This window comes from Rhodobium orientis, assembly GCF_003258835.1.
GTDB lineage: Bacteria > Pseudomonadota > Alphaproteobacteria > Rhizobiales > Rhodobiaceae > Rhodobium > Rhodobium orientis.
In genome coordinates, this window is sequence record NZ_NPEV01000023.1 from 15,114 (window position 1) to 32,235 (window position 17,122).

General features: G+C 58.7%; 24 protein-coding genes. 13 read left to right on the forward strand and 11 right to left on the reverse strand.

Going from position 1 to position 17,122, the window contains the following annotated elements:
• Positions 1-634: 634 nt before the first annotated feature.
• Positions 635-808 (forward strand): hypothetical protein, encoded by a 174-nt coding sequence (locus CH339_RS24680; protein WP_170138497.1) that lies wholly within the window; start codon positions 635-637, stop codon positions 806-808.
• 25 nt (positions 809-833) lie between these two features.
• Here the strand turns inward: CH339_RS24680 and CH339_RS11725 are convergent, their stop codons facing one another.
• Complete coding sequence (locus CH339_RS11725; RefSeq protein WP_111434549.1) at positions 834-1,586, reverse strand: hypothetical protein; 753 nt, start codon at positions 1,584-1,586, stop codon at positions 834-836.
• Positions 1,586-1,963, reverse strand: a complete 378-nt coding sequence (locus tag CH339_RS11730) for a hypothetical protein (protein WP_111434550.1) — start codon at positions 1,961-1,963, stop codon at positions 1,586-1,588. Before CH339_RS11730 ends, CH339_RS11725 begins: the two co-directional genes overlap by 1 nt.
• 186 nt (positions 1,964-2,149) lie before the next feature.
• Between CH339_RS11730 and CH339_RS11735 the strand changes: the two genes are divergently transcribed.
• A complete protein-coding gene (locus CH339_RS11735; RefSeq protein WP_170138498.1) occupies positions 2,150-2,704 on the forward strand; it encodes a recombinase family protein in 555 nt (184 codons plus the stop codon).
• 388 nt (positions 2,705-3,092) lie between these two features.
• Here the strand turns inward: CH339_RS11735 and CH339_RS11740 are convergent, their stop codons facing one another.
• The 5 genes from CH339_RS11740 to CH339_RS24960 form a co-directional block, all read right to left on the reverse strand.
• Entirely contained in the window at positions 3,093-3,305 is a 213-nt protein-coding gene (locus tag CH339_RS11740; RefSeq protein WP_111434552.1) for a KTSC domain-containing protein, read from the reverse strand.
• A gap of 9 nt (positions 3,306-3,314) precedes the next feature.
• Positions 3,315-5,051 carry an ATP-binding protein gene (locus tag CH339_RS11745; RefSeq protein ID WP_244669092.1) on the reverse strand — a complete coding sequence of 579 codons (1,737 nt, stop codon included), beginning with the start codon at positions 5,049-5,051 and terminating at the stop codon, positions 3,315-3,317.
• A 91-nt stretch (positions 5,052-5,142) separates the two neighbouring features.
• Positions 5,143-6,582: an SIR2 family protein gene (locus CH339_RS11750; RefSeq protein ID WP_244669093.1), complete on the reverse strand. Its 1,440-nt coding sequence runs from the start codon at positions 6,580-6,582 to the stop codon at positions 5,143-5,145.
• Between the two features lie 152 nt (positions 6,583-6,734).
• Positions 6,735-7,745, reverse strand: a complete 1,011-nt coding sequence (locus tag CH339_RS11755; RefSeq protein ID WP_111434554.1) for a phosphatidylglycerol lysyltransferase domain-containing protein — start codon at positions 7,743-7,745, stop codon at positions 6,735-6,737.
• The gene (locus tag CH339_RS24960; protein ID WP_184443436.1) at positions 7,738-8,412 is read right to left on the reverse strand and encodes a helix-turn-helix domain-containing protein; all 675 of its coding nucleotides are present in this window, start codon (positions 8,410-8,412) and stop codon (positions 7,738-7,740) included. Before CH339_RS24960 ends, CH339_RS11755 begins: the two co-directional genes overlap by 8 nt.
• 146 nt (positions 8,413-8,558) lie before the next feature.
• Here CH339_RS24960 and CH339_RS24310 point away from each other — a divergent pair, with 146 nt between their 5' ends.
• A complete protein-coding gene (locus tag CH339_RS24310) occupies positions 8,559-8,966 on the forward strand; it encodes a hypothetical protein (protein ID WP_146610158.1) in 408 nt (135 codons plus the stop codon).
• Positions 8,956-9,330 (forward strand): helix-turn-helix domain-containing protein, encoded by a 375-nt coding sequence (locus CH339_RS11770; protein ID WP_170138500.1) that lies wholly within the window; start codon positions 8,956-8,958, stop codon positions 9,328-9,330. Before CH339_RS24310 ends, CH339_RS11770 begins: the two co-directional genes overlap by 11 nt.
• A gap of 129 nt (positions 9,331-9,459) precedes the next feature.
• On the opposite strand, the gene CH339_RS24685 is transcribed toward CH339_RS11770, so the two are convergent.
• On the reverse strand, positions 9,460-9,606 hold the full coding sequence (locus tag CH339_RS24685) for a hypothetical protein (RefSeq protein ID WP_170138501.1): 147 nt from the start codon (positions 9,604-9,606) through the stop codon (positions 9,460-9,462).
• Here CH339_RS24685 and CH339_RS11775 point away from each other — a divergent pair.
• The gene (locus tag CH339_RS11775) at positions 9,596-9,835 is read left to right on the forward strand and encodes a type II toxin-antitoxin system ParD family antitoxin (RefSeq protein ID WP_111434594.1); all 240 of its coding nucleotides are present in this window, start codon (positions 9,596-9,598) and stop codon (positions 9,833-9,835) included. The two genes, CH339_RS24685 and CH339_RS11775, sit on opposite strands and share 11 nt — an antisense overlap.
• Before the next feature lie 6 nt (positions 9,836-9,841).
• On the forward strand, positions 9,842-10,135 hold the full coding sequence (locus tag CH339_RS11780) for a type II toxin-antitoxin system RelE/ParE family toxin (RefSeq protein ID WP_111434557.1): 294 nt from the start codon (positions 9,842-9,844) through the stop codon (positions 10,133-10,135).
• 67 nt (positions 10,136-10,202) lie between these two features.
• Here the strand turns inward: CH339_RS11780 and CH339_RS11785 are convergent, their stop codons facing one another.
• Together CH339_RS11785 and CH339_RS11790 are read right to left on the reverse strand one after the other, a co-directional pair.
• Positions 10,203-10,619 carry an ankyrin repeat domain-containing protein gene (locus tag CH339_RS11785; protein ID WP_111434558.1) on the reverse strand — a complete coding sequence of 139 codons (417 nt, stop codon included), beginning with the start codon at positions 10,617-10,619 and terminating at the stop codon, positions 10,203-10,205.
• Positions 10,616-11,692 (reverse strand): hypothetical protein, encoded by a 1,077-nt coding sequence (locus CH339_RS11790; RefSeq protein WP_111434559.1) that lies wholly within the window; start codon positions 11,690-11,692, stop codon positions 10,616-10,618. Before CH339_RS11790 ends, CH339_RS11785 begins: the two co-directional genes overlap by 4 nt.
• Before the next feature lie 77 nt (positions 11,693-11,769).
• Between CH339_RS11790 and CH339_RS11795 the strand changes: the two genes are divergently transcribed.
• The 7 genes from CH339_RS11795 to CH339_RS11825 are packed head-to-tail and all read left to right on the forward strand — an operon-like array spanning position 11,770 to position 16,821.
• Positions 11,770-12,597 (forward strand): SprT family zinc-dependent metalloprotease, encoded by an 828-nt coding sequence (locus CH339_RS11795; protein WP_111434595.1) that lies wholly within the window; start codon positions 11,770-11,772, stop codon positions 12,595-12,597.
• A gap of 21 nt (positions 12,598-12,618) precedes the next feature.
• Entirely contained in the window at positions 12,619-13,860 is a 1,242-nt protein-coding gene (locus CH339_RS11800) for a hypothetical protein (protein WP_111434560.1), read from the forward strand.
• A 14-nt stretch (positions 13,861-13,874) separates the two neighbouring features.
• The gene (locus CH339_RS11805; protein WP_111434561.1) at positions 13,875-14,411 is read left to right on the forward strand and encodes a hypothetical protein; all 537 of its coding nucleotides are present in this window, start codon (positions 13,875-13,877) and stop codon (positions 14,409-14,411) included.
• A 4-nt stretch (positions 14,412-14,415) separates the two neighbouring features.
• The gene (locus tag CH339_RS11810) at positions 14,416-14,793 is read left to right on the forward strand and encodes a hypothetical protein (protein ID WP_111434562.1); all 378 of its coding nucleotides are present in this window, start codon (positions 14,416-14,418) and stop codon (positions 14,791-14,793) included.
• On the forward strand, positions 14,790-15,146 hold the full coding sequence (locus CH339_RS11815) for a hypothetical protein (protein WP_111434563.1): 357 nt from the start codon (positions 14,790-14,792) through the stop codon (positions 15,144-15,146). Before CH339_RS11810 ends, CH339_RS11815 begins: the two co-directional genes overlap by 4 nt.
• Positions 15,146-16,555 carry a type IV secretory system conjugative DNA transfer family protein gene (locus CH339_RS11820; RefSeq protein WP_111434564.1) on the forward strand — a complete coding sequence of 470 codons (1,410 nt, stop codon included), beginning with the start codon at positions 15,146-15,148 and terminating at the stop codon, positions 16,553-16,555. The genes CH339_RS11815 and CH339_RS11820 overlap by 1 nt, the downstream gene beginning before the upstream one ends.
• Positions 16,552-16,821, forward strand: a complete 270-nt coding sequence (locus CH339_RS11825; protein WP_111434565.1) for a hypothetical protein — start codon at positions 16,552-16,554, stop codon at positions 16,819-16,821. The genes CH339_RS11820 and CH339_RS11825 overlap by 4 nt, the downstream gene beginning before the upstream one ends.
• Positions 16,822-16,838: 17 nt before the next feature.
• Here the strand turns inward: CH339_RS11825 and CH339_RS11830 are convergent, their stop codons facing one another.
• Entirely contained in the window at positions 16,839-17,090 is a 252-nt protein-coding gene (locus CH339_RS11830) for a hypothetical protein (RefSeq protein ID WP_111434566.1), read from the reverse strand.
• Positions 17,091-17,122 lie beyond the last annotated feature (32 nt).

Sequence of the window (17,122 nt, forward strand, 5' to 3'; positions counted from 1 at the left end):
TGCACCCGCGTTTCGACATTCGGCGGATGCATGTGCTGGGGCTGATAGCCGATCGGCCGCTTTTGGATGTTCGCGACAATGGTCAGAACGTCCTAAATGGGGCGGGTGCGGAAGTTGGATCTGCTTCGCGTCAGCCCAGCCGGGGTATCCAACAGGGGGCGGCCTTTGAGCCCCCTTTGGCAAGATCGCGTGTAGTACACGCACATCTTGCGGAAGCGCAGTTCCCCGTTCCAATTCCGGTACGGCGCGTGACGGACAATGTCGGTTTCAGATCAGGTGGTTTCAATTCGAGGTTCAGGTGCGTTTCACGACGTTCGGCTTTTCACGTTATTTCGTTGAATGAAAGGGCGTCGGTTTCCGGACCGCGATGTCACGAAGGTCTGATCGATCGTCTATCTAATTTCTGTCGGACGATTTGATTTCGTCGTTTATTTATTTAACTGGCCAATGTTTTTCTGTACGATGTTTGTGCCGGGTTGTTTTGGCCCGGTGCGGTCTGGAAACCCGCTTGCACGCATATCGGCTCTACGGGCCGGATCGCGTCGATATAAGGCTTTGCTCGAATAAGGCGCACGTTGCGTGCAACGGTTTTCAGGATCCGGCTCACCAGCTTTTTGCCGAAAGGAATTTTGTTATGACCAATCCGGAGATTTTGAAACTGATCGACCAGGCCATGGAGGATGCGGCCAGGGCGATGGGGCAACTGGGACGCGCCCGGTTTCTCATCGACCAGGATATCGAGAACGAAAAGGCCGCCGAACAGCTTGGGCTGACGACATTGGCCGGGCTGCCCGTGGACGAGAGATAAGAGACAGACCGGAGGTCCGCCGGGATCATCCGAGACCGGGTACGGAAGGCTCGGGCATCGGCATGTCTGCAAGCTCGTCGTCCAGATCGATGTTCGGTTCGGCGTTGGTGGCGGCGGTGCGCTTGGCGTCGTTTTCGAAGTCGATGCCTTTAGCATGGACTTTCACCGCATCCGGCGCATGGTCGCGCAGGTATTGGCGCCGTTCTTCGAACTCCGCTTGCGTCATCTTTCCGCTATCGAGTAGCTCCTGCGCCTCGTCGAGGTCGGACTGGAATTCGATGAGTTTTTCACGCTCTTGGAGGAGCCGTTCCCGTTCTTCCATCGCATCGCGGTAGCTTTCCCATCGCGGCCGATCATCGTCGATGTCGTCGGGCGAGATCGTTTCCGCATCCAGTTCCCTGCCGAACTCGTCGAACACCCGCGTGCCGTCTTCCGTCTTGAAGACACGGCGTCCGTCTTCCAGCACATGCGCATGTGACAACATCCGCTCGATATGGGCTTCGACGTTTTCCAGCCGTTCGTTGTTGTCCCGCAGGGCTTCGTAGGTCGCCTCGTGATAGATGTTGAGTTCCGACTGAAACAGCTCGGCCTGCTCGGCGGTGATGATCGTCGTCGCGAGGTCGATGAACTCGGACTCGCTTTGGTCGACCTGCTCCTCCCTCTGTCGGCGGTCCCGGTCCTTCTGCTCGCGAAGCTGCCACAGGACACGGCGGTGCGCCTCTTCATTCGCGCCCCTTCGAAAACTCCGTCCCAATGCTCCTGCGACGACCAGTTCCATCACTCACCGCACTTTCTCTTGATCAGAACCGCCAGCAAGGTGGCCGGATAGCGGTCGGCATATTTGCGGAATGCCGCCTCCACAGTGTCCATCGTTGCCGTGTTGTCGGTGTAGAACCAGCCATAGATGCAGTTCATGCCGCTGGTGTCGTTACCGCCTTTTGCGGCGGTATCCTTGCGGAACCGGGCATAGGCCAAGCCTTCGACGATCCCGGCAACATAGCTGAAGCGTTCGCGCAACGGCATCTTTTCCATGACGAGCCCCGCCGTCATCGGCGAACCCGCATTGTCGCTGGCGAACGCCGTATTGATGCCGAGAACAAGTGCCCCGGCGACCGCAAGTTTCTTGATCGTATTGGCATGAGGAACACCGCTCATAACCGACCGATTTTGCGGATATTTGAAGTTGATCTTCGAAATTTGGTAAAATTGAAGAATATCAAGGGATAAGCGGCAAAGATGCCGCGGTTCCCCCAACTACGCGGAAAGGGTCGATTGTGTGACGGGAGGAGGAAAGCGAGAAGTCACTTAACACACTGATATTAAATGAAAAGAATAGCATACATGCGTGTGTCCACCAGCGAGCAGCGACCGGACCGTCAAATTGACGGTCTCAAGGGATATTATGACGAACTGCATCTGGAGACATTGTCGGCTATCAGCAAACGCCGTCCGGTCTACACGCAGATTATGCGGCGCCTTCGGCGCGGCGACGTGTTCGTGATCTGGGATTTGGACCGGGCTTACCGGTCGACGCAGGACGCGCTGAACGAGATCGATAAGCTCAACAAGCGCGGAATCGGCATTCACATTGCCAGCATGAGCATCGACACCACGTCTCCCTTCGGCAGGCTGCTCTATATCTTCATCAGCGCTTTGGCCGAGTTCGAACGCGATCTCCTTTCCCAACGGACGAAGGAAGGTCTTGCAGCCGCTCGCAAACGCGGCAAGCGGCTTGGTCGGCCGCCGATCCTGAGCAAGCGACAATTGCGCAATGCAGCGCGGCGGCTGGCAAACACTGGCGAGAGCTACGAGACCGTTGGAAAGCGCTACGGCGTTTCGGGTTGGACGCTCTCACGAGCTATAACGCGGGAAGGTGTGGGGGTCTCCAGGCAATAGACGGAAGGGGGAAGGCTGACTGCGCAGACGCACTTCAAATGTCCTCCGGTTAATCGAATGCTGACGTCCCGCTCAAGCCGGAACCAAACGCTCCGTGCCAATCTGGTTGCGGAAACTCGAGCCGGACAGTCTTCGCATTGCGCCGAGCATCACAATTGGGCGGAGAACCGACTTTCGCTGCGCTTCGTTCAAATGACCGGAATGGGGCCGAGAGAAGACTGGCTGCATTCTGATTGTCAGGTGGGTTAGCTGCCGCTCAAGGCTTCCATTCTGACGGGTATTCATCGGACGCATGGAGAAGTAGCCAAATAGACTTCGGGCAATTCAGGCGTCGCATGAATTTCGTCTTCGTTAACCACATATTGCCCTCAATGCATTCAGGATATTTCTATCCAACCCTAGAGTACCCGTAGGCATTCTTAATATATGAACTCAGGAAACGTCCTTTTGAACCAGCCTGCATGAGCTGGTCGTACATATTTTCGGGTACGCCATAGTATTGGTAGATCGTTCCACTCAGGAATTCGACTTCCAGAATTTGTGATGGCGCATCGTACCCGATGGAAGCAATATTTGATGACGCGACGGAGTATCTCTCCATGAATTCCTCCTAATCTCCCTCTGATTCGTCATCGACAGGTTGACGCTGAATCTCGATGGTATTGATGACTGCCCGAGCACGCTGGGCGCGCCACGAGGCTACAACCCGATCGTACCCTTCCTCTCGGCGAGGTATCGACCACCGTTCGCTAACCTTGGGATCACTGCTTCTGGGTTGATGCTCTTTGGCCGGCAGGGTGATCCGGCAGCGCATTGGAAGCTTTGCGGCCTCTCCCATGATAATGGCCTCGCCAGTTCTCAGAACGGGTAGCACGTCAAGCAGGCTAACAAGTCCATCAGGCAATGTGCCCTGCACCCTTGCCCGATCTTGAGGATTGGAAAGACGCAAGGCGAAGTAGGTCCCGCACTGGGAGAGGATCGTCTCGTCGACCTCCGAAGGCCGCTGACTGATGACCATTGCACCTACGCCGTATTTTCTGCCTTCCTTGGCGATCTTTTGCACTGTCTGGGAAGCTAACCCGTTCGCGCTGCTGGACAGATATCGATGTGCTTCCTCCATCACGACTAAAAGCGGGCGCTCAGCGCCGCCTTCCGATTTCTCTCTGCTCCAGAACATCGACTCGTAAACGACTTTGAGAATTGAGCCCACTAGCCGTTCAAGAACGAGGCTGGGAACACCCGAAAGATCAAGGATTGTGATCGGCTTGGGACCGCCGATCCATCCGGCCAATAGCTCATCAAGGTCCTTGTTGATTGTACCGTCGAGTTCGGGTTCCCAGTTGCCTGGGTGGAGGAGAAAATTGTAGCGCCGATCAAGCAGCAAAGAACGAAGCTGGTTGAGCTGCCTACGGATGCCGATGGCCTGTTGGTTCAAAAACGGACCTTGGGCTCGCATTGCGTGAGGCTTGTAAGTCGGAGCGACGAGCTGGTCTGCATCGCCTGGATTTTGCAGCGTGGGCTGGTCGCGGTTCGGCCCCTCAAACGTCGCAACTTCGAAATTGATAAGATCATACCAGAGCTGCTTGAGACTGAACGGGAGAGGCGTATCGACTGTGATCGAGCTTTCAAGAACACCTGGAAAGCTCTGAGCCGTGTGCGAAGCGACCTTGAGCTGGAAAATCTTGTCAGTGAATGCGGTCTCGCGCGCACCATCAACGCCACCCGTAAGAAAGTCGAGCAAATCGGATGCGTCCAACGCCCAATAGGGCATCAGCAGTTCCTGTTCACCGGCTTGTGGATCGACCGAAAAAATAGTGGCGATATCGGAGAGTGCAGCCGAATACTCGCCGTGTATGTCGAGCATGAGAATGCGAGCGCTTGGGTAAGCTTCCACCCCTTCTTCTGAGCTAGAAATTGAGCGCAATAGGCTCGCGATAGTTGTCGATTTGCCCGAACCCGTTGAGCCCAAGATCGCCGAATGACGAGTGACCAACTCGTTCAAGGCAAGTTTGGCGGGGATGCTCTCGGCGCTGGACAAGGAACCGATGACAACCTGACCCCGTTCGCTCGCGCCGTATATCTTGGCGAGGCTGCTCTCGGTTGTGATGTGCACGCCATCCCCGACATTGGGATATTGGCTGATACCTCGCTCGAAGACTCCGCTTATCGCCTCTCCGACAAGCTGCACTTCAATCCATCGGCCAGTGTCGGCTTCGGGGACAACGCCAGTCTGAGGTGCGGCCTTGGCCCCCACGCCTGACACGACCCCGTACAGTTCCTGATATCCCTGCGGAATCCTGACGAAGCTGCCAACCTGTCCGATCCGGTAGGCCCGCCCCTCGATCATTGAGAGACCTGACGCGACAGACTGAGCGAGATGAACGCTTACAGCAGAACCGGAAACCGATGCGACGCTGCCCAGATATGTAGGGTCGCGACTAAGCACTTTCGGTACCAGCCGCTAGCAGTGCTTCAGTTTCTTTGGCGTCATCTCCCGCACTTACCGCGGGTCTTGAAAGAATGTCCGTCGCCTGAGCCAAGGCGAAAAAGCGTGCAAGTCGGGCAAAATCTCCTAAAACGAACTGCCCATCACCTCCTGCGTCCGACTGCCAGAATGTTCGGCGAATGCTTTTCCATTCTTCCGTCGGGGGCTCTCCGGGCCTCCACTTGCCTTTTATGCCGAAGATCACAGCCCCATCTCGCGCATATACACTCAGGTTCGGCCTACGAAGAGCAAGTTTGACCGCCAGCTCCTCTTCCTCAAGGGGTTTGAACTGAAACGCCAGCACTGCGGTATGCGTGTTCGAAGATAGCGCTTCGTCCAACACCGCGCATATATGTGCATCGAAGAATGAGAAGCCCGAGCAGATCAGGATTGTGTCCGGCGTCGTTAGAAAATCCCGTAAGCGCTCGAACAAAGCGGAATATGGCTGCCGCGCAATCTGCTCGTACTTGAGATGATCGGGATAGATGAGCTGTGTAGCTTCGCGACTACCTGTTCTGATAATCGCATCCGGCTTCACCTCCCAACCGAGTGAGCCATGTATCTTCCACATCCGCGACCATCGAGGTGGCAGTGAATCATCCGAAATGCTAGTGGGATCGAAGAACGGCTTGTGCGAGCCCGTGAAGCCATCAAAGTAAGGCAATCTCGCGCGCTCGAATGCCTCTTCAAGCAATAGATCGTAGTTCGGCGTAAATATCTCGATCGGATGGTCACGCTGGGTTCCGCCAATCCAGGCAACCAGTTCCGTGAAAGCGTTCGGTTCTTCTGGAAGCGAACTCGCAACAATCGCTCCGATCTTTTGGCATATCCGCTGAGCAAGCCCTTCATACGCAGTGCCGTTGAGTCCGTGAACCTCGGCGGCTCCGATCGCCTGTGACAAACGTCTGACGCGTGTGAGAATTATTTCGATGTTGGGATTGTCGCCCAGCTCAGGCAAAAGTTTTTCTATGGCCTCTCGATCCTCCGCAGCCAAGTCGCCAACTACAATTTTGGTTAGACGGGCAACATCGGGAATGAGTGGGTCTCCGACCGCATCAAGCTTGCCTTCGGCGTTCACCCGAACGGAAACGGGTGCGCCAGCACCCAAAAGTAGGCCTATTCGCTTCTTCCCTTGCGACAATATCTGTCGCAAATCGGCCATAAAGCGGTCTGGATTGTGTATTGTCGTATCGGTCATTGGCGGCTCGTTCCTATAGCGCCATTGCCCGCTTCTCCGAGCGACAACAGCTAAATGTCCCTTTCTGACATCGGTGAAAGAAGATGTGAATGCCCAAATAAAGGGCATCGAGTTGTGGAGCTTGCTGGCGGTTGAGCGAACGACGAGGTCGGTGATCATCACTCCCGATAGAAGAATATCCAGAATGTCCAACATTGCAGCTCTGCTGGTAGAAAGAAACTGATGTCTGCTTCCGAGCTCCTGACGCTTGGGTTCCAACGACCGGGATATGGCGCGAAGCGGTCATTGACGAAGGAGAGTAACAAAGACAGGAATGAGCCAAATTCTGCCATCCGAGATAGGCAACCTCACGCCCTCGCAGGAAACGGCGCGACTGGATATCGGCGCATCGCGGCTGCGAGGTGGCGGTCGGGGAGAGCGACGGTCGAGAGGGCGATGGAGCGGACCGGCTGCATTTTGCGCTTGAAGGCGTCGAGGTCGGCGGTCTCGGAGCCACCGAGGCACATTTCCGGGATGTTGGCGTTAGAGAGTTGCTCGGCCATCGATAGGATGCCGTATTCGGCATTGCCGGGGTGGCGGAGATAGGCGCGGACGAGCGACATGGCGGTGGTTCCCACTTGCTCCCAGAGCCAGAAGCCGATCGGAGCATCGTCGCTGTCGTAGGAGATGGTTCCGCCGATATCGAGGTCGGTCCGGTCCATGAGATTGAGGACCGAGTGGGTTGGCCCGGTGAGATCGTCGTGGCTGAAGTCGCTGTCGCCGCGGCTGTCGGCCCATTGCTCTATGATGCGGAGAATGTCGTCCCGGTTCTGGTCAAGATCGATCGGTTCCGCCCGGTATCCGGCCCGGATTGCGCGGTTGATATGGCCGCGAAAGGAGACGAAGGGTTTGCCCTCCCGCTCGACGATACGCTTCGGGCTGACGACGTGGACGGGATAAGCCCAGTCCAGGACCTTTTCCTGGTGGGGTTCCTTTGCCCCCATCGTCCGAAGTCGAGAGGCCAGTGCCTGGTCCTTGGCGGAGAAGCGGGCAAGTTCCAGCCTGCCGGATGGTAGGGAGAGCGGGTCGTCGACGGCTTTTGCCAGCAGTCCGGCCGGATCGCGCCCCATCGGCGGGAACAGCAACAGGATATCGTCCCGATTGGGATGGCGGGCGACCAGCATCATGGTCTCGTCGTCACCATACGCCCAAAGCCCCTTGCGGCCCGTCATCGCATAGTAGGCTGCGGATCGACTGAACGGGTCGTCCCGTTGTACGTTCCGCAAAATGGACGACAGGACGGGCAAGTGCTCCGGTCCGATCTTGGTCAGGTGCGGGGCATTGGTCCGTTCCGCATATATCGGAGCCAGGCTAGTCATCGCCGAGAGCTCCGGTATCGACGGGCCTGGCGATGTCCCACAAGGCGTTGAAGGCCGCTGTCTGGCTTTGCGCAAAGAGCGCGTGTCGAATGATTAAAATCTGATTGTTGGCGAGGTCCTTCAGCGCAATCTTGTCGCCGTAAATTTGGAACGGGCTCCTGCCGAAGTAGTCGGCCTTGATCCAGCGGTACCATTCGCGCGGCGCGACGAGGTTCGTATCGCCTTCCCTCAGGAGGATGCGCTCGGTGATACCCACATCCCGCAGCCGCTCGATATGGCGCTTCAGGAGCGCGAAGCGTTCTCCGGCGCTTTCGTCGAGTTCGGTGACGCCTGCACAAAGAACCTCGCCGCCGCGTCTTTTCAGCGTGTGATAGATGTCATCATGGACACGGAGATTGGCGTCCTCGCCCTTGACGATCTGGACGATCTTCTCTTCGCGCCGACGAACGCCGTCGCCCTCCAGGAACTCTGTCCCGGCCTGTTCGAGAGCACGGCGGATTTTCTTCAGCGATTGAAGGCTGACGGCCTGTCTGCCGCCTTCCAGGATACTGACAGTGGATGCGGCAACGCCTGCGAGCTCTGCCAGTTCGGTCTGACCAACTTCGAGCAACGCGCGGGCGGCACGGCATTGGGCGGGTGTGAGGATATCTGTATTTTCAAATGTCATATCGTATCAAAAAGAAATATACTGAAAAACTAAGTTATAATCTTGCAAAAGTCAAATATATTCACTGAATTTAACGATTAATTAACAAATTATGTCTAATAATCCCCGCATTGTTTGTGGGAATTCATTTAACAAAGGGGATTACAATGACCAAAACATACGAAACTTTATGGGATCGTTTTCTCAATCGCCTGCCGGCGAGCGCGGCCAACGATGCCATCCGCACTTTGAAACGGGGCGGTACTTTCAAAGACGTCGACTTCTTCACACTGAAGGAGGCCGAACAACGGGTCGATGACTACCGATACAACGCGAAGCAGGCGATCGTCACCTACAAGGCGTGGAAGCTGAAGAAGGCGGTTCGCGGGCTGTTCGGTGTCTTCGACGACCGGGAAGGCACACATCTTCGAGCCCATGCCCGGGCGATGACCTCGATCTATCTCGATGCCCGGCGCGACCATGCCGATCTGACGCATCTCTTGATGCGCTCCGTCAGCGACGATGCCGCGGCAAACGGCAACCCTTCGAAGGAAGGAGGCCGCCATGACACGTAAGACAACCGAGTTCGATCGCTTGCTCGGACACCGCATTCGCAAGGCCCGGCTGCTCCGTGGCTTGACGCAAGAGGAATTGGGCAGGATTGCCGGGGTGAGCTCTCAACAAATCCAGAAGAACGAGAGAGGGGAGAACCGCATATCGGCGGAGCGGCTGAACCGCATCAGCAAGCAGCTAAACATGCCGGCCGGCTTCTTCTTCGACGAACGACCAGAGGGGGACAAGGACGACACGTTCTATCCCTCCGGCAAAACGCTGCAGCTTGCCGCCGAAATTTACGGCTTACCGGATGCACGGATCGCCAAATCGGTTGGGCGGCTCGTCGCAGCGATCAATACGGCGTGGGAGACGAAAAACGCTTAGCCGCGCCGCGTATCAGATCGGTTTAGTCAGGGCCGTCCGCTTATGCCGGGACGGCCCTGGCTTCTCGCCTCCACGCTCAACCCAAGGGTGATTGGCCGAAACCGAATATATATTGAACGGTTTTACGGCTCAGCTATCCTCAACGTGAAGTGCGAGTAAGATCGTACCTTCCCCACGGAGGCCGTTGTCGTAGAAAGCAGCGGCCTCTTTCTTTGTTTTGACAGTATTTGCCAATATCTGCCATACTGAAGGTATGGAGAAGTCGATGGCCACCATGAATGTTTCCCTGCCGGACCCGATGAAGGATTGGGTCGAGGCGCAGGCAAGATCCGGGCGCTACAGCAATTCAAGCGACTATGTCCGCGACCTGATCCGCAAGGACCAGGAACGCGCGGAAAAGATTGCCCGGATGCAGGCGCTCGTCGACGAGGGGCTCGAAAGCGGTGCCGGCTCTCGCTCCATGGCCGACCTGCTGCGGACGGCACAGGCCGAGGCCAAGCGGTAGGCGGGCGTGGGCTATCGTCTGACGCAAAAGGCCGAAGAAGACATCATCCGTATCTACCGCGAAGGCGTGATCCTGTTCGGAGCCAATCAGGCCGAACGCTATCACTTCGAACTCGAAGCCCTGTTCCAGCTCATTGCCGACAATCCGAAGCTCGCCCGCGAGCGCACCGAGATTTCCCCTCCGGTCCGCATCCACCCCCACAAGGCGCATCTGATCGTCTATCTCGTCGAGGACAACGGTAACGTTCTGATCGTCCGCGTACGCCACGGCCACGAGGATTGGGAGAGTGATCCGGTTTGAAAATGACTCGTCACCGTGCCGCAACGTTCAAATTGTAGGGTCGGAAGCTGGCTGTTGTCGGCGATGGTCACTCCGGTCTAAACGGAATGATCGGACCGCTATCGCCGACGTCGAGCGCAATCATTTCCGTGCGGAAAGTTCGCTCGAATACCGCCCGAAAGATCGCTTCGTTTTGCGTGTAGACGCACATGTCGATCGCCCTGCGGCCAAACTTATCCTCCAATTCGATCCTGGTGACAGGGTGTTTGGCAATCCGTTCGACGATGGTCGCGTTTTGCCGAAAGATGGCAATATGAAGCGCCGTCAGGCCGGCAAACGGGTCTTGCAGGTTAATTTGATCGGGATCGCTTTCGATGATGTCCGACGCCTGCGTCGTTCGGTCGTAGTAGACGGCGGAGATCAGGGATAGCTTGGCCGTGCGTTCACCGCTGTCGGAGAAAATGGATCGCCGGATCGGGGAAACCGGACGAGGCGCGAGGCTCACAGCATTTCTCCGATGACGAGAGGGTTGTCGATCAGCCTGTCGAGTTGTGGATCGATGTTCAGATCGGGTTTGATGAAGTGCACGTGGGGATCACGCAGGAAATTTCGCGGCTTTCGATGGTAGACCTGCTCGGTGCCGTAGACGAGATCGACGCGGTTTTTCGTCCAGGGGAGCGGCGAGACATTGATCTGGCTGGTCCCGCGCAAGAACACATCGGAAGCGATCTGCTCGGCAAATTCCGTCCGCATTTGGTCGAGGTGTTCACCACTCAGGCTTTTCCATTCATCGCGCAGATAGCGAATGCCGACATCGGCGTAGATTTCGATTCCATTGATGTTCGCGACGTTATAGGCGGCCTTGTCCTTGATGATGATCGAGTGAAGTTTCGGCACGCGGGTGAGGCACTCGCGCAAGAAGACGTGGATGGTGTTGGACGAGGCAATGCCGACGCCCTCATAAAAACTCTTGATGTCGAGGGTTTCGAATTCAGGTGGGAACAGCGCACCCATTGGCACTTCCGCAGCGTGGTAGTAGTGCGCGTCCGTGCGTTTCAGGATCAGAAAGCTACGCTGGGCGATATAGCGCTTGATCTCGTTTCCGCGATTTTTTCGCCATTGCTCCGGTACGATGAGTTTGCCTTCCAGCTCCTCGCGCACGCGGTTGGACGGCAAATAGCTATGGGCATCATTTTCGGGAGCGCACAAATAGACCCCTTCGAACTCGCCAAGGAGTGACTCGTCCCATTCCTCCAGATCGGCCATGCTGAACAGGTGGAAATAGTAGTCCCGCGCCGAAACGCCGACTTCGGAGAAGATCGCCTCCGGCTTTAGCGACAATCGGAACTCGGGATCGTGTGTTTCGAGCCAGCCGACCAGAACATCCAGTAGGACGTCGCCAAGTTCTCCGTCCCGCAAGCGATTGAGATTGTTCCGGGCAAAATCCGCGCCGCGATAGTCTGATATGGCATTAGCCATCGCCGACCAGGTTTCGTATTTTGGCAGCAGGTCCAGAACGCGATGCAGGATGCGACGGTAGGCGTAGCTGTCGTACTTGGAGTCCTTTGGTCGCGCCATTCTTGTAACACCGCCGTTACAGACTTCCCCAAACGCAAATGATCTTTTCGCCGAGACTGATTTCGGTGGAAGCGATCATGAACGCGAAAGTAGAAAATCCAAACTCGCAGATTCCCGCGCGGCCAGGCAAGGAGCGGCGTTTCAATTCCGATACCGGACTGAAACTGATCGTACGATCCAATTCGCGGGGCAGCGAGGAAGCAACGAACCGCCACCTACCGCCGACGCTGGAGGCGAGCGCGGAAGTCTACTACGCCTTCAGTTATTTCAATGACGCGCTGTTCGGCGGCAAGCTTCCCGACGTTCTGATCAGCTACACGCGCCAAAAGAACGTCCTCGGACATTTTTTTCCCAAACGCTTCGAGCGCTCGGACGGAACGCTCTGCCACGAGGTGGCGCTGAACCCGCTTTTCCTTGGGCTCCGCCCGCTCCGGGATTCGCTTTCGACCCTCGTTCACGAGCAATACCATGTCTGGCGGCATGACTTCGGTCCGCTGAACCGACGCGGCGGGCGCGGTTCCAACGGCTACCACGACCAGGTCTGGGCCGAGAAGATGGAGAGCATCGGCCTTTCCCCATCGGACACCGGGCTGCCGGGTGGCAAGAAGACCGGTCACCGGATGAGCCACGTCATCATCGACGGCAGCCCGTTCGACATCGCCTGGCGCGCGCTCCTCGACACCGGCTTTCAGATCAACTGGCACGACCGGGTGAACCTCACCGGCCTCCACGCGGGTGGTGACGATGATGGCGACCAGCCGGACCCCCAGAAGAAAGACCGCATCAAGTTCAGCTGCCCCGAATGCGGATTGAACGCCTGGGCGAAGCCCTCGGCGCTCCTCGAATGCGCCGACTGCGAGCGGCTGATGCTGGCCGCTGGAAGCAGTCTCCCCGTTGCCCGATAAGCCGACCGGAAAGGACAGACCATGGCTGCAAAATCCGACACGCCCGATAAACCGATCCGCCTGCCGAAGCGCAAGAAGCAGCCCTTCGTCAAGGTGACGCTGTTGGCGCTTGCCGCCTCGTCGGGCGGGATGCTGATGATGGCGGTTCCGAACCTCATCAGCGGAACGGGGATCGTTGCCTTTTCGAAGGCGGCGCTGCTTGCGGCAAGCGCGACGGCGGTCGCCTATGGCATCAACCGGATGGCCGTGGAACGCGGCGCACCGCTTGCGACCATCGGCTATGTCAGTGCGGGCATCGTCAGTGTCGGGTCCATCCTGGTGGTCGGTGGCGGCCTCTTTGCCGGAACCTATGCGGGGCTCACCTTCAAGGATGTCGCCGAACTACAGCTTCAGGAATATGGCACGGAGCTTTCCCACTATGTGGGCAACCGCTCGCGCGCGGCCCAGCAGGCCGGACGGGTCGCGCCGGCCGTTCGCGCCGTCGCCCAAGACCTGGATCAGAAACGGGCCTGCGAGTTGCGCTCGTCCTGTGTGTCGGGGCGCGGCAATGGTGGCCGCGGTCCGGTGGCGCGGGCCCTTGAAGACAAGGCCGGTCGCGCATCGGCGATCGTCCATCAGTTGGATGCCGGCGAAAAGGCCCGCCGGGATGCGCTCGCAGAACTGAACCGGCTGCTTGGCGCCTATCAGGATGTGATCGGCGATAGCGGTAGGGAAATCTGGGACCGCCGCACCGCTCTGCAGAAGATCGATGCGGAGATTCAGCAGGCCGCCACCGAACTCGATGAGGCGGTTCCGGTCGCCCTGATCACCGCCTACGGCAAAGAACTTCAGCTGGGGACGGAGATCGCAGGTCGTCCGGTCGTCACAAGGCGACTCAACGCCATCCTCGACAAGCATGGTCAGAGCCTTAAGGCGGTCGCGTCAACGGTCAAGCGCAGCAGTAATGAGCCGCCGAGCTTTCCAAGGCGCACCGGCGTCTCGGACACCTTCCGCTATCTCGGCCATTTTGCGCCGATCGCGGCGATTACCGCCGTCGCGGAACTGGTCTTTCCGCTCGCGCTCTGGCTCTACACGCTGCTCGCGCTTCTGTGGGCCCGGTACAAGATCGCCCCGCCCGAGCCGGCGGCCCCCGCCGAAGACGACGATAGCGCTCTCTTTGACGACGGCCTGATCCGCAACCGCGACGACGGCGACAATGTCACGCCGCTCGCGCCACCCCGTCGGCGGTCGCGCAGCCGCCGCGACAATCAGCACCGCCGCTAGGGGAGGAGACCAAAATGTTCCAGGACACGGGCGGTTTGCCGATTGCCGGCGGGGCATTGATGGCGATGGTGCTCTATGGAGGCGTGAGCCTCTTCGTCACCGGGCCGGTGATTGCTGAGCGGACTATCGAGAAGTCCAACTGGGCGGCGCGGTGTGATGGCTTCATCCGGGCCGAGATCAAGGCGGACGAGCCGGAGGCGCCGCACATCCCGAAACTCGGTTGCAACGCCATCTTCGGCCTCTATGGCCGGGCGGGGCAAGAGTATTGCCGCGTGCACGGGCATCACTTCGACAACAACATCCTGACGCAGACGCTGGAGGCGGCGCAGAAGGCCAAGCGGGCGGCCCGCAAGAAGCGCATGGACTACGCGGCCGCGCACGCGGGATCGCGTTGCGACTGCGCGGTAACGATGACGCTGGAAAAGCGCCGCACCGACTTCGCGCTCTACGCCGGAACACTCCGGCTTGTCGTTCCCCGGTCGGTGAAGGCGCTGCAGAGCGAGCTCAAATCCGCGCTCAACTCTCCTGAGTGCGCCGCGAAGGGGAGCTAAGACGATGATCTTCGGCTTTGTCGACGTGGATGCGGAGAATGCGAGCGTCAACACACACCGGGACTCCTATCTCCTGGAAACCCTGACGGTGGTTTCGGTGCGGCGCCCGTTCCTGGCGGGTGGGCTCCTGTTCGGCGGCGGCTTCATGGGCTTTGCCGGCGTCTTCGGCGACCTGCTTCATACCGGAGAGATCGCGACGGTCTTTGGCTGCGCGGCACTGGCGCTCGCCGCCGGGTGGCAGACGGGACAGTTGAAGCTCCTGTCACGCGATTTGCGTGGCTCGGAACTCTCTGGCGTGGTCTGGGGCCGCTACGCCGATCTCAACCGCGTGCGCGGCGAAATCGTCCGTGCCATCGGCGTACATCGGAGGGCCGCGTCATGATCCGGTCCCGCCCCACAAGAGTCCCCGAGCCCACTGCAAAGCCGGCCTCGGCGGCGTTTCGCCGGCAGGTCGGGGCGATCGTTAGGATCAACGTCAAGTTCCTCGGCGCTTTCCTCTTCGGCTTCATCGCCTGGGTCATGTGGCCGGAGGACGGGTACACGTGGTGGCAGTTCCGGCTGTTCAGCGTCATCACGGGGTTTGGCGCGTTCCTCACCCTGATCGATGCGATCAAGGCGGCATTGAATCTGCAAGAACGCGAAGGCGTGCTGACCGAACTCGACCGTATCGGCGGTAAGCCGAAAGGCTCTGCGCTTGCCGATGACGACGCCCAAAGACGGGCGGGGATGCGCTGATGGCCCAGATCGTCCGCCGCATCATCGGGCTGAGCCATGACAGCCAGCCGATCTACGCCCCGAAGCACGCGCACTCACTGCTTCTGTCCGCCGCCGGCGGGGGCAAGACCACCTGCGGGGCCGTGCCGTGGCTGCAGTCGCTGATCGCCGATCATGCCCGCGCCATCGTGATCGCGGATTCCAAGGAAGGCGAGATCGCCGCACAGTGTGCGGGGATGTGCGTCAAACATGGCCGCAAAGTCGCGATTGTCGACGATTTCGGGGTGCTCGGGCTCGACAATCCGCACCGTATCTCGCTCAACCGCTTTGGCGCCGTCATTGCCTCCCACGTCAAGGAAAACGGCGAGCTGATTTTCTCCACCGAGAACGCGACGCAGGCCCTCATCGAGGAGCCGCCACGGGACCAGAGAAACGCCTATTGGAGGGACTGTCCCCGCAGCCTGATCGAGTTCGCGCTCTCTACGCTGCTCGTGCGCAACCCGCGGCTTGCGACGCCCGGCGGCGTCTGGTCGCTGCTCTCCGACCCAGAGATGCTTCTCGCCATGGCCAGGATCGAGGCCGAGGAAGGCGACGAAGCGCTACAGGCGCTCGCCCGTGACGTCATCGGCATGGGCGCGAACGAAGAGCACTTCCCCCAGCACAGGACCGCCGCCCTCAAATCCGTCCGCATCTATGGTGCGGGAAGCGCGCTCCACACGGTCGGCGTTGCGGCAACCCATTCCCATGAACGGCTGCTGCGCGAGAAGTTCGTCATTTTCCTCGCCGGTCCCGTTCGCCACATGGAGCGGCTTGGTGCCGACTACGCCCTGCAACTGCAATCCTTCGTGGAGGTGGTGCTGTCGGGCAATGCCCCTCCGGTGAGCTTCATCCTCGACGAGTTCACCAACGCGCCCTTGAAGGCGCTCATCTCGCAACTGACCACCATGCGCGGCTATGGCGGCACCTGCCATCTGATTGCCCAGTCGCGCTCCGAGATCGAACGCAAATACGGCGACAAGGAAACCGCCACCATCGACGAGAACGCCGTCATCAAGCAGTGGTTCGGTTTCTCCTCGATCAAGGAAGCGGAACACGTCTCCCGCGCCATGGGCGAAGCGCTCGCCGTCTCCCGGTCGATCGGGGTGAATTCCGACCGGGATGCGTTCTCCGGCACCATCAATATCTCGAAGGAGCGCCTGTTCACGCCCGACGAACTGATGCGCCTGCCAACCGACGAGCAGATCATCCACGTCAAGGATGTCGGCTGGATACACGCCAAAAAGATCGGCCAGCACCAGATCGCGCCCTACTGCTTCGATCTCCAGCGGAACCCGCTCGAAGGCGGCATTTTGCCGGCCGACCCGAAGATCACGCTCGATCCGACGCCTCAGAACACCGACCCGGAAGACGATGGGGGAGACATGTCATGAAGACTACGCGCCTGAGCGGTCCTTCGTTCTTCCTCTGGATCGTCGTGCCGATCCTGATGATTGGCATCTACCAACTCTACGGCCTGCCACATGTCATCTGGTCCTACGAGTGGCGTCCGACCGGACCGAACAGCTACGCGGACTTCTCAAAACGCCACTACACGCGATGCACCTATCTCGGCCCTTACGGTGCGATCACCGAATATCCGACTGACGGCACATGCGACTGGCTCCGCTTCGCCCACAAAGCGGAGGGAAAGCGATGAGCGCTCAAGTCGTCCGCTCAGTGCATCGAGAGCGGCGCGACGTAATCGCGCGGCGGCAGGTTCTGCTGATCGATGACCTGCATGCGCACCATGCCCTTCAATACGCGCAGCACCGTCGCTTCGTCGACCGAACCACTCGATATCTGCTGGTCGCAGCTTTCTTTCGATTGCAGACGCAGATCGAAGGTCGAGACCTCACGCCAGAATTCCTCATAGCCCAGCGGTTCGAGCCAATCGCGCACATCCTGTTGATCTTCAAAATAACACATCTGGAAAGTCTGCCGGATTTGCCGCTCGACAT

Excerpts from the sequence above, each read along its gene's own strand:
- CH339_RS24680 (WP_170138497.1), top strand. The coding sequence starts at position 635 with ATGACCAATCCGGAGATTTTGAAACTGATCGACCAGGCCATGGAGGAT.
- CH339_RS11725 (WP_111434549.1), bottom strand. The coding sequence starts at position 1,586 with ATGGAACTGGTCGTCGCAGGAGCATTGGGACGGAGTTTTCGAAGGGGC.
- CH339_RS11730 (WP_111434550.1), bottom strand. The coding sequence starts at position 1,963 with ATGAGCGGTGTTCCTCATGCCAATACGATCAAGAAACTTGCGGTCGCC.
- CH339_RS11735 (WP_170138498.1), top strand. The coding sequence starts at position 2,150 with ATGCGTGTGTCCACCAGCGAGCAGCGACCGGACCGTCAAATTGACGGT.
- CH339_RS11740 (WP_111434552.1), bottom strand. The coding sequence starts at position 3,305 with ATGGAGAGATACTCCGTCGCGTCATCAAATATTGCTTCCATCGGGTAC.
- CH339_RS11745 (WP_244669092.1), bottom strand. The coding sequence starts at position 5,051 with ATGATCGAGGGGCGGGCCTACCGGATCGGACAGGTTGGCAGCTTCGTC.
- CH339_RS11750 (WP_244669093.1), bottom strand. The coding sequence starts at position 6,582 with ATGTTGGACATTCTGGATATTCTTCTATCGGGAGTGATGATCACCGAC.
- CH339_RS11755 (WP_111434554.1), bottom strand. The coding sequence starts at position 7,745 with ATGACTAGCCTGGCTCCGATATATGCGGAACGGACCAATGCCCCGCAC.
- CH339_RS24960 (WP_184443436.1), bottom strand. The coding sequence starts at position 8,412 with ATGACATTTGAAAATACAGATATCCTCACACCCGCCCAATGCCGTGCC.
- CH339_RS24310 (WP_146610158.1), top strand. The coding sequence starts at position 8,559 with ATGACCAAAACATACGAAACTTTATGGGATCGTTTTCTCAATCGCCTG.
- CH339_RS11770 (WP_170138500.1), top strand. The coding sequence starts at position 8,956 with ATGACACGTAAGACAACCGAGTTCGATCGCTTGCTCGGACACCGCATT.
- CH339_RS11775 (WP_111434594.1), top strand. The coding sequence starts at position 9,596 with ATGGCCACCATGAATGTTTCCCTGCCGGACCCGATGAAGGATTGGGTC.
- CH339_RS24685 (WP_170138501.1), bottom strand. The coding sequence starts at position 9,606 with ATGGTGGCCATCGACTTCTCCATACCTTCAGTATGGCAGATATTGGCA.
- CH339_RS11790 (WP_111434559.1), bottom strand. The coding sequence starts at position 11,692 with ATGGCGCGACCAAAGGACTCCAAGTACGACAGCTACGCCTACCGTCGC.
- CH339_RS11795 (WP_111434595.1), top strand. The coding sequence starts at position 11,770 with ATGAACGCGAAAGTAGAAAATCCAAACTCGCAGATTCCCGCGCGGCCA.
- CH339_RS11800 (WP_111434560.1), top strand. The coding sequence starts at position 12,619 with ATGGCTGCAAAATCCGACACGCCCGATAAACCGATCCGCCTGCCGAAG.
- CH339_RS11805 (WP_111434561.1), top strand. The coding sequence starts at position 13,875 with ATGTTCCAGGACACGGGCGGTTTGCCGATTGCCGGCGGGGCATTGATG.
- CH339_RS11810 (WP_111434562.1), top strand. The coding sequence starts at position 14,416 with ATGATCTTCGGCTTTGTCGACGTGGATGCGGAGAATGCGAGCGTCAAC.
- CH339_RS11815 (WP_111434563.1), top strand. The coding sequence starts at position 14,790 with ATGATCCGGTCCCGCCCCACAAGAGTCCCCGAGCCCACTGCAAAGCCG.
- CH339_RS11820 (WP_111434564.1), top strand. The coding sequence starts at position 15,146 with ATGGCCCAGATCGTCCGCCGCATCATCGGGCTGAGCCATGACAGCCAG.
- CH339_RS11825 (WP_111434565.1), top strand. The coding sequence starts at position 16,552 with ATGAAGACTACGCGCCTGAGCGGTCCTTCGTTCTTCCTCTGGATCGTC.
- CH339_RS11830 (WP_111434566.1), bottom strand. The coding sequence starts at position 17,090 with ATGTGTTATTTTGAAGATCAACAGGATGTGCGCGATTGGCTCGAACCG.